General features: G+C 62.6%; 13 protein-coding genes and 1 pseudogene. 8 read left to right on the top strand and 6 right to left on the bottom strand.

Annotated features, from left to right (window positions below; all coding sequences use genetic code 11):
* Positions 1–60 precede the first annotated feature (60 nt).
* Both K5E37_RS27865 and K5E37_RS27870 read right to left on the bottom strand, forming a co-directional pair.
* Positions 61–795 carry a helix-turn-helix transcriptional regulator gene (locus K5E37_RS27865; RefSeq protein ID WP_007958496.1) on the bottom strand — a complete coding sequence of 245 codons (735 nt, stop codon included), beginning with the start codon at positions 793–795 and terminating at the stop codon, positions 61–63.
* A gap of 305 nt (positions 796–1,100) precedes the next feature.
* Positions 1,101–2,030, bottom strand: a complete 930-nt coding sequence (locus K5E37_RS27870; protein ID WP_007958495.1) for a LysR family transcriptional regulator — start codon at positions 2,028–2,030, stop codon at positions 1,101–1,103.
* A gap of 117 nt (positions 2,031–2,147) precedes the next feature.
* Here K5E37_RS27870 and K5E37_RS27875 point away from each other — a divergent pair, with 117 nt between their 5' ends.
* The 3 genes from K5E37_RS27875 to K5E37_RS27885 all read left to right on the top strand — a co-directional run bounded on the left by K5E37_RS27875 (position 2,148) and on the right by K5E37_RS27885 (position 3,826).
* Positions 2,148–2,441, top strand: a complete 294-nt coding sequence (locus K5E37_RS27875; protein WP_011332308.1) for a putative quinol monooxygenase — start codon at positions 2,148–2,150, stop codon at positions 2,439–2,441.
* 31 nt (positions 2,442–2,472) lie between these two features.
* Complete coding sequence (locus K5E37_RS27880; RefSeq protein WP_221535692.1) at positions 2,473–3,486, top strand: zinc-binding alcohol dehydrogenase family protein; 1,014 nt, start codon at positions 2,473–2,475, stop codon at positions 3,484–3,486.
* A 166-nt stretch (positions 3,487–3,652) separates the two neighbouring features.
* Positions 3,653–3,826 (top strand): hypothetical protein, encoded by a 174-nt coding sequence (locus K5E37_RS27885; RefSeq protein WP_011332306.1) that lies wholly within the window; start codon positions 3,653–3,655, stop codon positions 3,824–3,826.
* A gap of 10 nt (positions 3,827–3,836) precedes the next feature.
* Here the strand turns inward: K5E37_RS27885 and K5E37_RS27890 are convergent, their stop codons facing one another.
* Positions 3,837–5,039 (bottom strand): multidrug effflux MFS transporter, encoded by a 1,203-nt coding sequence (locus K5E37_RS27890; protein WP_085609273.1) that lies wholly within the window; start codon positions 5,037–5,039, stop codon positions 3,837–3,839.
* Positions 5,040–5,155: 116 nt separating this feature from the next.
* Complete coding sequence (locus K5E37_RS27895; RefSeq protein ID WP_085609267.1) at positions 5,156–5,353, bottom strand: heavy-metal-associated domain-containing protein; 198 nt, start codon at positions 5,351–5,353, stop codon at positions 5,156–5,158.
* A gap of 148 nt (positions 5,354–5,501) precedes the next feature.
* Here K5E37_RS27895 and K5E37_RS27900 point away from each other — a divergent pair, with 148 nt between their 5' ends.
* The 3 genes from K5E37_RS27900 to cueR all read left to right on the top strand — a co-directional run bounded on the left by K5E37_RS27900 (position 5,502) and on the right by cueR (position 8,917).
* Positions 5,502–5,885 (top strand): hypothetical protein, encoded by a 384-nt coding sequence (locus tag K5E37_RS27900; protein ID WP_085609268.1) that lies wholly within the window; start codon positions 5,502–5,504, stop codon positions 5,883–5,885.
* Between the two features lie 228 nt (positions 5,886–6,113).
* On the top strand, positions 6,114–8,507 hold the full coding sequence (locus K5E37_RS27905) for a heavy metal translocating P-type ATPase (RefSeq protein WP_221535693.1): 2,394 nt from the start codon (positions 6,114–6,116) through the stop codon (positions 8,505–8,507).
* A complete protein-coding gene (gene cueR, locus K5E37_RS27910; protein ID WP_007958485.1) occupies positions 8,504–8,917 on the top strand; it encodes a Cu(I)-responsive transcriptional regulator in 414 nt (137 codons plus the stop codon). The genes K5E37_RS27905 and cueR overlap by 4 nt, the downstream gene beginning before the upstream one ends.
* Here the strand turns inward: cueR and K5E37_RS27915 are convergent.
* Complete coding sequence (locus K5E37_RS27915; RefSeq protein WP_221535694.1) at positions 8,871–10,088, bottom strand: MFS transporter; 1,218 nt, start codon at positions 10,086–10,088, stop codon at positions 8,871–8,873. The two genes, cueR and K5E37_RS27915, sit on opposite strands and share 47 nt — an antisense overlap.
* A 56-nt stretch (positions 10,089–10,144) precedes the next feature.
* Positions 10,145–11,041, bottom strand: a complete 897-nt coding sequence (locus tag K5E37_RS27920) for a PA4780 family RIO1-like protein kinase (protein ID WP_007958482.1) — start codon at positions 11,039–11,041, stop codon at positions 10,145–10,147.
* A gap of 598 nt (positions 11,042–11,639) precedes the next feature.
* Here K5E37_RS27920 and K5E37_RS29780 point away from each other — a divergent pair.
* A pseudogene (locus K5E37_RS29780) lies at positions 11,640–12,572 on the top strand (cache domain-containing protein); the annotation flags it as partial.
* 129 nt (positions 12,573–12,701) lie between these two features.
* Complete coding sequence (locus tag K5E37_RS29785; RefSeq protein WP_371320909.1) at positions 12,702–13,430, top strand: methyl-accepting chemotaxis protein; 729 nt, start codon at positions 12,702–12,704, stop codon at positions 13,428–13,430.
* Positions 13,431–13,511 lie beyond the last annotated feature (81 nt).

The following is a 13,511-nucleotide window of genomic DNA, read 5'->3' on the forward strand; positions in this document are numbered from 1 at the left end:
GATGCGACGTGTTCGCAGCCGTTGGCGACGTTCAGTTGCTGTTCCGTGGAAGAAAGCGCTCTACAACGCCATTTCCAGCTCGGTTTCACAGGCAAATCGATGAATTTCCCGCTGGCCCGCCGCCGTCAGTTGCAGGGCGCGGGAATCGTTGGGCAGTACCAGCCAGCCCGACTGCATGAACAGCTGCAGCAACGCCGCGCCCAGCGAGCCCCCCATGTGCGGGCGACGCTCGCTCCAGTCCGGACAGGCGCATGCCACCTGGGCGTTGCGGTGGGCCAGCGCCTGGATGTACACCCCGCGCCCGGCCAGTTGTGTCGAGCCTTTGTGCGTGACCACCACTCTATGCTCAAGCTGCTCGATCCAGCCGGCGTCGAGCAGGCGCTGGTACAGGTCGGCGGCCAGCGTTCCACCCAGATGGTCGTCGCAAAAACGCGCGCGCAGCAGTGACGAAGGCGCGGCCTGGGGTCTGACGACCGGCGAGGCACGCTTGAACACGTCGGGGATTTCTCGCGGAGCGCTGGCCAACGTGGCGCTGGCCAGCGCTTCGATGGCCGCGCCGATTTCGGGAGCCGCCAGGCGGAAGAAGCGTTTGCGACCGCGCGCCTCGACCTTCAACAGACCGCCAGCGGACAAGCGCCCCAGATGCGCACTGGCCGATGACGGCGAAAGCCCCGCCAGCAACGCCAGCTCCTCGGTCTGCCGCGCCGAGCCATCCATGAGCGCCCACATCATTGCGCTGCGTTTGGGATCGGCCAGCAACGTGGCGATCTGGCTGATGCAAGGTGCATGTTCCATCTATTCACTCCCTGTTGAATCGTATCGTCTACAGCTCATAGACATCTTGACCAGTAATCAGTCGTCGGCCAAGGCGCGCAAAATACCTTGAGCCCAAGCGAGGCAGCGCGCCGCAGCAAGGAAACCGCAGCACTGTCGCGACCCTCGTCCCTACCCGGCCGGTTGCGGTCTGATCGTTCTCGCATCGGCCTTTTGGTGCGGGCATCAGGCGGCCGCTAGTATAAGCGGGTTGCTCGCGGCGTCCTGCGCCGGAGCGGCCGTGGTTGGTGATTGTTCCTGAGAGAAATTTCGCTATTTACCTGCGACTAATGGTCAGACTTCTGGAAAACGGGAAAACGGCTACTCAATTCGGCGCAACGGCTGGCGAGCATCTCCCTCAGAAGGTTCACCGGCTTACTCAATTGTGCGCGATGGGCGCACAGCAGATTCAGCGGAGCGCGTTCGCAGAGCAGCTCCGGCAACAGCACTTTCAGCCGCCCCGCCAGCACATCACCGGCCACATCGAGCCACGACTTGTAGGCGATGCCGGCTCCCGCCACCGCCCATAGGCGCACCACATCGGCGTCGTCACTGAAGCGGTCGCCACTGACGGTCAGGCCGACCTCGCGTTTGCCGTCGTGGAAACTCCAATGGTCGTGCACCCGGCCGCCGAGCATGTACAGCAGGCAGTTGTGCTGAGCGAGCTGTTCCAGATGCAGCGGCTCGCCGTGCCGGGCCAGGTAGGCCGGTGATGCGCACAGCACCCGTCGGTTGTGCGGGGCAATCGGCAGCGCCACCAGACTCGAATCCTCCGGCTCGCCATAGCGCAAGGCGATGTCCACCGGCTGGCGAAACAGGTCGGCGATGCGGTCACCCAGCAACAGGCGCACCGTCAGTTTCGGGTGTTCACGTTGAAAGTCATCGAGCCACGGCAACAGCAGATTGCGCCCGAAGTCCGAAGGCGCCGACAGCTGCAAAATCCCGCTGACCTGATCCTGCCCGCTGGCCAGCAGACGCCGACCCTCATCAAGGTTGCTCAGCGCCGCCCGGGCGTACTCGAGAAACCCTTCACCTTCGGCCGTCAGCCGCAAACTACGAGTGGAGCGTGCCAACAACCGCGCGCCCAGTTGCTGTTCGATACGTTTGAGCGCGGCGCTGGCCACGGCGGCAGACATATCCATCACCCGCGCCGCCGCCGACAGGCTGCCCAGATCCGCCGCCCGGACAAACAACTGCAAGTCATCGAAACGCAGCATCGTCAGCCCCGATTATCAAAAAAATATTGAAAGAGACTGCTCTTTTAGCCGGTTTTATCTCCGGCAGAAATAGCCAATCATGCCATCCATCGAATTCATCCCGTCCCGGAGTCGAACATGTCCCAGCCTTTCACCGCCATCGCCACCCTGATCGCCCGACCTGGCCAGCAGGACGCCCTCGAACAGCACCTGCGCGCCCTGATCGAACCGACCCGCGCCGAAGCCGGTTGCGGCCAGTACGAACTGCATCAGGACCTGGCCAATCCGCTGGCCTTCTACATGATCGAGCAGTGGGCCAGCGACGAAGCCCTGCAAGCCCACGATGCCAGCGCTCATATCCAGCATTTCCGCAGCCAGGCCGAGGCGTTCCTCGAACACTTCGAACTCAAGCGCCTGCGCGTCATCGCCTGAAGCCTTCCTTTATTCACTTTCGGAGTTCTCCATGAAAGCCATCGCCTATTACGCCTCGCTCCCGATCAACGACGAAAAATCCCTGCAAGACATCGAACTGCCGGAGCCGGTAGCCGGCCCGCGCGACCTGCTGGTGGAAGTCAAAGCGATTTCGGTAAACCCGGTCGACACCAAGGTGCGCCAGAACGTCGCGCCGGAAGACGGCGCCGCCAAGGTGCTGGGCTGGGACGTGGCCGGTGTGGTCAAGTCGGTCGGCAGTGAAGTGACCTTGTTCAAGGCCGGCGACAAGGTGTTCTACGCCGGCTCCATCGCCCGGGCCGGTGGCAACAGTGAATTGCACGTAGTCGATGAGCGAATCGTCGGCCATATGCCGAAAACCCTCGGCTTCGCCGAAGCCGCCGCCCTGCCGCTGACCGCGATTACCGCTTGGGAGCTGTTGTTTGAACGCCTGCAGATTCGCGAAGGCAACACCGATGAAGGCCAGAGCCTGCTGATCGTCGGTGCGGCCGGCGGCGTTGGCTCGATCCTCACCCAACTCGCCAGCCAGTTGACCGGGCTCAAGGTGATCGGCACGGCCTCCCGCCCGGAGACCCGCGACTGGGTGACCGAGCTGGGCGCTGACCTGGTGATCGATCACAGCCAGCCGTTGAGCGAAGAACTGAAACGCGCCGGTGTCACCCACGTGACCCACGTTGCCAGTCTGACCCAGACCGACCACCACCTGGATCAACTGGTCGAAGCCCTTGCGCCGCAAGGCAAACTGGCACTGATCGACGATCCGAAGGCGTTGGACGTGACCAAACTCAAGCGCAAAAGCCTGTCGCTGCACTGGGAGTTCATGTACACCCGCTCGCTGTTCGAAACGCCGGACATGATCGAGCAGCACAAACTGCTCAACCGGGTGGCCGGGCTGATCGACAGCGGGACGTTGAAAACCACGGTCGGCGAGCACTTCGGCACGATCAACGCGAGCAACCTGCGCCGCGCCCATGAATTGCTGGAAAGCGGCAAGGCCAAGGGGAAAATTGTTTTAGAAGGTTTCTAAAATCTGCAAGACCGCAGCCTTCTCCAGCCTCCGATGTGGCTGGCTCGGGGGCTGCGGTGTTTTTTTGCCGTCAGTCAGATGCTTGACCCTTGTCACAATTGCGATCGTATTCAGGACTACAATCGAGTCCTCTGCGATGCAATCTTTTACGTACGGGAGGTCAGCAATGAAGATCCTGATAAAAGAAGTGGCAAAGTCCCAGTGGCAAGTTCGTCTCGACCAGCACGCCGTGACCTTCCGCAGTGAGGCCGAAGCTCGCGCCTTCACTCGCACCCTCGAAGCGCGTATCTGCGCGCCCCACCAGATTCCCGACCTCGGCCAGCAACGCGCTGTCGGCTGAGTTTTTCCGTTTAGACTTCGGCCTGCGCCTTTGCGAGAGCCCGGGCATTCTGCATGCGCCGGGTGAGCATTGCTGCGCACACCACCAGCAAACCACACAAGCTGATGACGATGGCCATCGGCACGGCGGTGCCATCGTGCAGGATCCCCACCAGCGCCGAAGCCCCGGCGGCGACACTGAACTGCATACTGCCGAGCAACGCTGAAGCACTGCCGGCGCGACCGCCCTGCCCGTTCATCGCACATGCTGCCGCATTGGGGCTGATGCAGCCAAGGCTGGCCACGCAGATGAACAATGGAATCAGCAATGGCCACAGCATCTCGGTGTGCAAGGCGCTGACCGCGAGCAGCGTCAGCCCGGCGCCCAGGTAAACCCAGACCGCCCGCGACAGCAGGAACGCCGGACCACGTTTGGCCAGCAGTCGCGCATTGACCTGTGCCACCAGAATGAACCCGGCCGCGTTGGTGCCGAACAGCCAGCCGAAGTGCTCGGCCGGTACGCCATACAACTTGATGAAAATGAACGGGGAACCGGCGATGTAGGCAAACATCCCGGCGATGGCGATGCCGCCGGTCAGGGCATGGCCCATGTAGACCGGATCCGCCAGCAGCCGGCCGTACTGGCGCAAAGCGCCGGACAGCGGCTGACGCGGAACATGCGCCGGCAGACTTTCCGGCAGGCCGAGGGCCACCGCCAGCCCGGCAAGGGCGCTGAAACCGGTCAGCACCAGGAAGATCGACTGCCACCCCGTCGTGTTGACCAGCAGACCGCCGAGCATCGGCGCCAGAATCGGGGCCAGCCCCATCACCAGCATCAGTTGCGAGAAGACTTTCGCCGAACCCACTGCGTCGCACTTGTCGCTGACCACCGCCCGGGCAATCACCATCCCCGCACAACCGCCCAGCGCCTGCACGAGCCGCGCGCCGATCAGCCATTCCAGATTCGGCGCATAGGCGCAGGCCACTGACGCCAGCGTGAACAGCGTCAGACCAATGAGCAGCGGAATCCGCCGGCCAAAACGATCCGCTACCGGCCCGTAAGCCAGTTGGCCGATGGACAGGCCGAAGAAATAGGCCGACAGCGTCAGCTGGACGTGTTTCTCGTCGGTGCCGAACGCCAGCGCCATGGTGGGAAACGCGGGGAGATAGAAGTCGATCGCCAACGGACCGAAAGCGGTCAGGGCACCGAGAATCAGAAGGGTACGGAAGTTCATCAGGCGTCCACGTTCGGCAGGCATTGGGAGGGCACTTTAATAGAGAGTGCAGCCCGACAGTCTAGCCGCGCGAAGACGCCTTGAACATTCCGGTAGCTCGCTAACTATTAAAAAGTTCAGGCGAGTTTGATCGCATAACCTTCTTCGCTGATCGCCTCGATGACCTGCTCGGGACTCAACGCACTTTCGACGCCGACTTCCTTCGCCGCCAGATCGACCCGCACGCTGGCGGCCGGATCCTTGCTCTGCACCGCCTGAGTGACGGCTTTGACACAGTGACCGCAGGACATGCCTTCAACAGTGAACACTTGCATGGAATGACTCCTTTGAGTGAGGTTGCCGGCAGTTTCGGGCTTGCCACGATGGCAAGGTCAAGTTCTGCAAAAAACTGCCGGGCTGGCAATCGTCGCCGCGCTCGGCCAAGCTGCATGCATCAATGACATGAATTCAGGAGATTCAGCCATGCGCTGGTCAGCTTTCAGCCTGTTTGGCTTTCTCAGCCTCTTTGCCGCGATCCCTTCGGTGCATGCCGCCGGGGAAGATTACGGGGTGCTGATCATTTCCCGCGAGCGCCTGGAAGTCGCTACTTCGTGCGAAATCGGCGTGTACATCCAGGATCAACTGTCGGCGCGCCTGTTCCAGGAGCAAAGCACGTCGTTCAACCTGCCGCCGGGCAATGTCTCGCTGCGCCTGAAACTGCTGCCGGGACAAATGCCGGGCTGCAACCCCGGCATGCTCGCGCCGGGCTCGCAGGAGATCAGACTGCATGCCGGCGACATCCTGAAATTCCGCATCGCGATGAACCAGGAAGGCATGTACCTCAAGCCGACCGGCCTCGGTTACTGATTCCCTCTGATCGCGCTGATCGTTCCCACGCTCTGCGTGGGAATGCCTCTTGTGACGCTCTGCGTCACGCTTTGGGACGCAGAGCGTCCCCGGCTGCATTCCCACGCGGAGCGTGGGAACGATCGGGCGGGCGAGCGGTAGCGGGTAGCCGGAAGGGGAAACTGGCGCTTGACCTTGCCAGCATGGCAAGGTTGATCCTGTAGGCATCCACTACAGGGAGTACGACCGATGTCCGATTCCATCACGTTCGATCTGCCCATCAGCGGCATGACCTGCGCCAGTTGCGCCGGTCGTGTCGAGCGGGCGTTGAGCAAAGTCAGCGGCGCCAGTGCCGTCAGCGTCAACCTCGCCACCGAACAGGCCCGGGTGCAGGCCCCCGGCAACAGCCTGCCGGCGCTGATGGAAGCGGTCGAACGCGCCGGTTACAGCGTGCCGCAGCACACCGTGGAATTGAACATCGACGGCATGACCTGCGCTTCCTGCGTCGGTCGCGTCGAGCGCGCCCTGAACAAGGTTGCCGGGGTGAAAAGCGTCAGCGTCAATCTCGCCAACGAACGCGCTCATCTTGAGTTGCTCGGCGCGGTCGACCCGCAAACCCTGATCGCCGCCGTGAGCAAGGCCGGTTATTCGGCCAGTCTCTTCGAACTCGAACACCCGCAAACAGACAATCGCCAGCGACGTCTGAACCATGAACGCTGGGCGTTGATCTGCGCCATCGCCCTCGCCTTGCCGCTGGTGCTGCCGATGTTACTGCAACCGTTCGGCATTCACTGGATGCTCCCGGCCTGGGCGCAGTTCGCCCTCGCGACCCCGGTGCAATTCATCTTCGGTGCACGTTTCTACGTCGCTGCTTGGAAAGCCGTGCGCGCCGGGGCCGGCAACATGGATTTGCTGGTAGCGCTGGGCACCAGCGCCGGTTATGGCCTGAGTCTCTACGAATGGGCCACCGCCGACGGGCGCATGCCGCATCTGTACTTCGAAGCCTCGGCAGTGGTCATCGCTTTGGTACTGCTCGGCAAATACCTGGAAAGCCGCGCCAAGCGCCAGACCGCCAGCGCCATTCGCGCACTGGAAGCGCTGCGGCCGGAGCGGGCGATTCAAGTCATCGATGGCCGCGAACAGGACGTTGCCATCAGCGCCCTGCGCCTCGGCGATCGGGTACTGGTCAAACCCGGTGAACGTTTCCCGGTGGACGGCGAAGTGCTGGAAGGTCAGAGCCACGCCGATGAAGCGCTGATCAGCGGCGAAAGCCTGCCGGTGCCCAAACAACCGGGCGACAAGGTTACCGGCGGGGCAATCAATGGCGAAGGCCGCTTGCTGGTGAGTACCACGGCGCTCGGCGCGGAAAGCGTGCTGGCGCGGATCATCCGTCTGGTGGAGGACGCTCAGGCCGCGAAAGCACCGATCCAGAAACTGGTGGATAAAGTCAGTCAGGTGTTCGTGCCGACCGTGTTGCTGCTGGCCCTGGCCACGCTGATCGGCTGGTGGCTGTACGGCGCGCCGCTGGAAACCGCGTTGATCAATGCCGTCGCAGTGCTGGTGATCGCCTGCCCCTGCGCCCTTGGTCTGGCGACACCGACCGCGATCATGGCCGGCACCGGCGTGGCCGCTCGGCACGGGATTCTGATCAAGGACGCCGAAGCCCTGGAACGTGCCCATGAAGTCAGCGCCGTGGTGTTCGACAAGACCGGCACCCTGACCTCCGGCACGCCGCGCATTGCGCATTTAAGCGCGATCGACGGCGACGAAAACACCCTGCTGACTGCGGCCGGCGCGCTGCAACGCGGCAGCGAACATCCGCTGGCCAAAGCGGTGCTGGATGCCTGTGCCGAACGCAGTCTGAACGTACCGGATGTCAGCGACAGCCAGTCCCTGACCGGGCGCGGCATCGCCGGCAGCCTCGACGGTCGGCGCCTGGCGCTGGGCAACCGGCGCTTGCTGGAGGAAAGCGGTCTGAACGCCGCAAACCTGAGCGAATCCGCCAAGGCCTGGGAAACCGAAGGCCGCACGCTGTCGTGGCTGATCGAGCAAAGTCCGCAGCCCCGCGTACTCGGTCTGTTCGCCTTCGGCGACACCCTCAAGCCCGGCGCGCTGCACGCGGTGCAACAACTGGCGGCCCAGCATATCCACAGCCACCTGCTGACCGGCGACAACCGCGGCAGCGCCCGGGTGGTCGCCGAAGCGCTGGGCATCGAAAACGTCCATGCCGAAGTGCTGCCGGCGGAGAAAGCCGCCACTGTCGCCGAGCTGAAGAAAACCGGGGTCGTGGCCATGGTCGGCGACGGCATCAACGACGCACCGGCGCTGGCGGCCGCCGACATCGGTATCGCCATGGGCGGCGGCACCGACGTGGCCATGCACGCCGCCGGCATCACCCTGATGCGCGGCGACCCTCGGCTGGTGCCGGCCGCGCTGGAGATCAGCCGCAAGACCTATGCGAAGATCCGGCAGAACCTGTTCTGGGCCTTCGTCTACAACCTGATCGGCATTCCGCTGGCGGCGTTCGGTTTCCTCAATCCGGTGCTGGCCGGCGCGGCGATGGCCCTGTCGAGCGTCAGCGTGGTGAGCAATGCGCTACTGTTGAAAACCTGGAAACCCGAGGATCTGGAGGACAACCGATGAACATCGGCCAAGCGGCCCGCCACAGTGGCCTGAGCGCGAAGATGATCCGTTATTACGAGTCGATCGGTCTGCTTAAAGCCGCCCATCGCACCGACAGCGGCTATCGCGTCTACGGCGACGATGACCTGCACACGCTGGCGTTCATCAAGCGCTCGCGGGACCTGGGTTTCTCGCTGGAGGAAGTCGGCAAGCTGCTGACACTCTGGCAGGATCGCCAGCGCGCCAGCGCCGATGTGAAGGCCCTGGCCCGCCAGCACATCGACGAGCTGAATCAGAAGATCCGCGAACTCGGCGAACTGCGCGACACCCTGCAGGATCTGGTCGAACACTGCCACGGCGACCATCGCCCGGACTGCCCGATCCTCAAGGAACTGGCGTCGGGCTGCTGCGCGCAACCCGCCCGCGCCTGAGCAGCAGGATTTTCATCGACAACACTGTGACGAGGGGAATGCCGTGGAACAACAGCACCACGGCACCCGGCGCCCACCAGTTGTAGAACGGTGCGGCGATCAGCATGCCGACGCCAAACCCGGTCATCTGCAACAGCGTCAGGAAGCTGAAGATCGGCAGGCGCAGGGGCTCCGGCTCCCGTTGCAGCCGTGACATCAGACCGACTTCCGAAAATCCGTCACCCAGTCCGGCCGGCAGCGAAAACAGCAACAGACCGACGACGCTGTGCTGCTGGAACATCAGGATGAAGCCGCAGGACATCAGCAGCACGCCGCCGAAGTAGCGGCGCTCCAGATGAATGTTTTCCGAGCCGTTGAGGCGACTGGCGATCCGCGCACCAAGCAGTTTCCCGGCGGCCCACACCGCGAGCATCAGGCCCAGCGTGGTGCTCGCCGAGTCCGGTGTCAGCAGGTTGGAAATGATCGGAAAACCGACGTTGTGAGCAGCGCTCCCCAAGGTGTCGGCCATCGTGACAGCGAGCATCGCCGCCACCACGGGAGCGCCGCGCAGGCCTTGCAGCAATGCCGACCATTCACCCTGTTTAGCGCTGGATTCGGCCACTGGGTCCGGTGCGCTGAACCGCAGTGGCGCAATCAATACCGCCGCCAACAGATAGGTCACCGCGTTCAGCGCGAACACCGTTTCAAAACCAAACCCGGCGACCAGCAACCCGGACACCAGACTGCCGCCGACCATCGCCATGGACGAGGCGGACGTGATCCAGGCATTGGTCTTGAGCAACTGCGCCGGCTCGATCAAGCGCGGCAACTGGCTGTTGAGGCCGATGGCGAACATCGAATTGCCTAAGCCCAGGCCGAACGCGATCAGCGGCAGCAACAACGCCTGCTGACTGACCGGCACGATCAGCAACAATCCGAGCACAGCGGCGCGCAGCAGATCGAAGGCAATCAACGGCAGACGGCCACTGCATCGACGATAAAACGCGGTGCCGATCAGGCTGGCGAAAATCCCGCCGCCCACGCGACTGGCGAGAAAAATCCCCACGCTCATCGCGCTGTTGCTCAGCAGGTAAACATAAGTGGCCAGCGCCACCATGTTCAGGAACGCGCCGAAATCGGAAATCAGCCGCGCCGTAATGATCAGCCGGGCATTGCGGGAAGTGGTGGTCACAATCAATCCTTGAATGTGTAAAACCCGGCCGAAGCCGGGTTTTCTTTTTCAGATGCTCACTGCATCCACGGTGGCGGAGGCGGTTCGTCGGACTTGCCCTTGGGTTCGTCGTCCGCCGCGCGGATGGCTTGCTTGCGCTCCTCATCCAGACGCGCCGCTTCGATCTCGCGCAGCACCCCGCCGACATCGGCCAGGTCCTCGGGATCGTCGAACTCGCCGGTCAGCACGCTGGCCGGGTGCAACGTACCCGCTTCGTACAACGCCCACATTTCCTTGGCGTATTTGGTTTTCTTCAACTCCGGGGCGAAGCGACCGAAGTACGACGCCATGTTGCCGACGTCACGCTCGAGCATGCTGAACGCGTGGTTGTTGCCAGCGGCGTCCACCGCTTGCGGCAGGTCGATGATGACCGGGCCGGTCGGTGTCAGCAGCACGTTGAACTCCGAGAGGTCACCGTGCACCAGACCGGTACACAACATCAGCACGATCTGCGAAATCAGGAACGCGTGATATTCGCGGGCCTGATCCGGCTCCAGCACCACGTCGTTCAGACGCGGGGCGGCATCGCCGAATTCGTCGGCCACCAGTTCCATCAACAGCACGCCGTCGAGGAAGTCGTAGGGCTTGGGCACTCGCACACCCGCGCCGGCCAGACGGAACAGCGCCGCGACTTCGGCATTCTGCCAGGCGTCTTCGGTCTCTTTGCGACCGAATTTCGACCCCTTGGCCATCGCCCGGGCCTGTCGGCTGTTGCGAACCTTGCGGCCTTCCTGATACTCGGCCGCCTGGCGGAAACTGCGTTTGTTCGCCTCCTTGTAGACCTTTGCGCAACGTAACTGATTGCCGCAGCGCACCACATAAACAGCTGCTTCTTTGCCACTCATGAGTGGACGCAGCACTTCGTCGACCAGACCGTCCTCGATCAGGGGTTCAATGCGTTTTGGAGTCTTCATCAGCTTTTATTGTGGGTCCTTTATTACCAAACACGCGAATGTCATTCGTTATACGGCAATCCTCGCATCACGGGGAGGGGTTGCCGACCTGTGAACCTGTGGATGCACACACTGTGCCGGATAAACCGGGCCGATCCGCCGCTTTATCGGCCGCTGCGAATCATAGCCGAGGCTGTCGAGGTTGTTGGCGACAGGACTTGAGGGCATTTGCGACAGAATCTGACATCCCGTTGCACGCAGCTCGTAAGAATTTTCTCTTCCGGCCTCAATTTCCCCCTCCGGCAGCCGAATTCCTCAGAGACAGAGGAATTTGTCCGACAATCGTTCCAAAAAAATCTTCGATGTCGCACTCAAGGAAACGGGTGGAAAACAACGTTTTTCGGCTGCCAATAACCGCGAGTCATCTGCACTGCGTGGGCCTACAAGAAAATCTGGAGCGCGGATGAACATCAAACAGAAGTTGACCTGGGCGTTTGCAATCATCGCCTGCTTGCCCGTGGTGCTGGTCGCCACGCTGGTTGTACTGAACCTGCGCAGCGATGCCCGGGACGATTTTGTCGACAGCAGCGGGCGCGAGATCCGTCAGGTCAGCAACGCCATGCAGCTTTTCTTTGACGGCATCAGCCAGAACGTCGATTACCTGGCGACGCAACCGCTGGTGAAGAACGCCGACGGCAGCGTTCGCAGCCGCATGAGCGCCAACGCCGCCGATACCTCCGATGGCGAGATCGACAAGCAACTGTTTGCACTGTTCGAAGGGCTGGCCAAATCCCACCCGGCCTACTCCTACGTGTCCTATGGATTGAACAGCGGCGGCTATGCCTTCTGGCCGGGCGATCCAAAGATGGCCAACTACGACCCGCGCACCCGCCCGTGGTACAAGACCGCCATGGCCAACCCGGGCAAGACCCTGCGCACCGAGGCCTATTACTGGGCCGGCGACGACGCGGTTCTGGTCAGCACCGTGCGCGCGGTCGCCAACCAGTTGGGCGCCCAGGGTGGCGTGGTCAACATTGACGTGTCGCTCAAGCAACTGACCGAGATCGTCAAACAGATCAAGCTCGGTGAAAGCGGTTACCTGATGCTGATGGAGAACACCGGCACGGTGCTGGTCGATCCGAAGCAACCGGAGCACAACTTCAAACGACTCGACAGCCTCGGCGACGGCTACGCGCAACTGGCCAAGGCCGGCAAAGGCCTGGTTGACATCGAGCTCAACGGCGAACGCTACATGGCCAACGTCTGGCCCTCGGAGCAACTGGGCTGGACCTTCATCGGCCTGATCAAACAGAACGACGTAATGAGTTCGGCCACTCAACTGACCTGGCTGATCGCAATCATCGCTGCGGTGTTGGCGGTGTTCTTCGCCGTGGTCGGCGCCAGTTTCGCCAGCCTCATCGTGCGGCCGATCCGCAGCGTGGCCAGCGGTCTGGAAGGCATCGCCCAGGGCGAAGGCGACCTGACCAAGAACCTCGACATCCGTGGCAGCGACGAAACCGCGCAACTGGCCAACTGGTTCAACCAGTTCCTCACCGCGATCCGCAGCCTGATCCAGCACATCGGCGGCGCGGCCGGGAAAATCCTCGCCACCTCGCAGAGTTCGACCCGTGTCTCCGGCGACATGGCCGAAGCCGCCGGACGCCAGCGCGAAGCGGTGGACATGGTCTCGACCGCGTTCCACGAAATGGTCGCCACCGCCAACGAAGTCGCCCGCTCTTGTAGCCAGGCAGCGGAGTCGGCCGACAGCGGCCAGCGCCAGGCCCGCGAAGGTCAGCAGCAGATCGATGCGGCGGTGCACAGCGTCGATCAACTGAGCCAGGAACTGGAGCAGTCGGCGCAGTCGATGCAACAACTGGAGCGCGACAGCAACGACATCCAGTCGATCCTCGGCACCATCCGTTCCATCGCCGAACAGACCAACCTGCTGGCGCTCAATGCGGCCATCGAAGCAGCGCGGGCCGGTGAGCAGGGGCGTGGTTTTGCGGTGGTGGCCGATGAGGTTCGCGCACTGGCCAAACGCACGGCGGATTCGACGGCAGAAATCGACGGGTTGCTGGGCAACCTGGCCAAACGCACCAGCGCGGTCACTCAGCAGATGCGCGCCAGTCTTGATGTGTCGCAGCAATCGGTGGCGCGGATTGGCGAGGCGCGGGAGAGCTTTGGGCAGATTCGTGAGTCGGTGGATGTGATTCGCGACATGAACACGCAGATTGCGACTGCGGCGGAAGAGCAGCATCAGGTGGCCGAGGACATCAATCGGCACATCAGCCAGATTCATGGTGATGCGCAACTGGTGGCGGAGCTGGCGAATTCGGCGCGGCTGGATTCGCAGAGTCTGGCGGGGTTGTCGAATGAGCTGGATGGGTTGGTGCGGCGGTTCCGTACCTGAGTAACCTTTGGAATCCCCTCTCCCTTTGGGAGAGGGGATTCTTGTTCTTTCAGCGCTCGATGATCGCCGTCACACCTTGCC

The organism is Pseudomonas sp. RIT778 (genome assembly GCF_019718735.1).
In the GTDB taxonomy this organism is placed as follows: domain Bacteria; phylum Pseudomonadota; class Gammaproteobacteria; order Pseudomonadales; family Pseudomonadaceae; genus Aquipseudomonas; species Aquipseudomonas aphyarum.

Bases quoted from the DNA above. Each gene is read 5' to 3' on its own strand.
- K5E37_RS27905 (WP_221535693.1), top strand. From the start codon at position 6,114: ATGTCCGATTCCATCACGTTCGATCTGCCCATCAGCGGCATGACCTGC.
- K5E37_RS27885 (WP_011332306.1), top strand. From the start codon at position 3,653: ATGAAGATCCTGATAAAAGAAGTGGCAAAGTCCCAGTGGCAAGTTCGT.
- K5E37_RS27895 (WP_085609267.1), bottom strand. From the start codon at position 5,353: ATGCAAGTGTTCACTGTTGAAGGCATGTCCTGCGGTCACTGTGTCAAA.
- K5E37_RS27920 (WP_007958482.1), bottom strand. From the start codon at position 11,041: ATGAAGACTCCAAAACGCATTGAACCCCTGATCGAGGACGGTCTGGTC.
- K5E37_RS27865 (WP_007958496.1), bottom strand. From the start codon at position 795: ATGGAACATGCACCTTGCATCAGCCAGATCGCCACGTTGCTGGCCGAT.
- cueR (WP_007958485.1), top strand. From the start codon at position 8,504: ATGAACATCGGCCAAGCGGCCCGCCACAGTGGCCTGAGCGCGAAGATG.
- K5E37_RS27900 (WP_085609268.1), top strand. From the start codon at position 5,502: ATGCGCTGGTCAGCTTTCAGCCTGTTTGGCTTTCTCAGCCTCTTTGCC.
- K5E37_RS27870 (WP_007958495.1), bottom strand. From the start codon at position 2,030: ATGCTGCGTTTCGATGACTTGCAGTTGTTTGTCCGGGCGGCGGATCTG.
- K5E37_RS27880 (WP_221535692.1), top strand. From the start codon at position 2,473: ATGAAAGCCATCGCCTATTACGCCTCGCTCCCGATCAACGACGAAAAA.
- K5E37_RS27890 (WP_085609273.1), bottom strand. From the start codon at position 5,039: ATGAACTTCCGTACCCTTCTGATTCTCGGTGCCCTGACCGCTTTCGGT.
- K5E37_RS27875 (WP_011332308.1), top strand. From the start codon at position 2,148: ATGTCCCAGCCTTTCACCGCCATCGCCACCCTGATCGCCCGACCTGGC.
- K5E37_RS29785 (WP_371320909.1), top strand. From the start codon at position 12,702: ATGGTCTCGACCGCGTTCCACGAAATGGTCGCCACCGCCAACGAAGTC.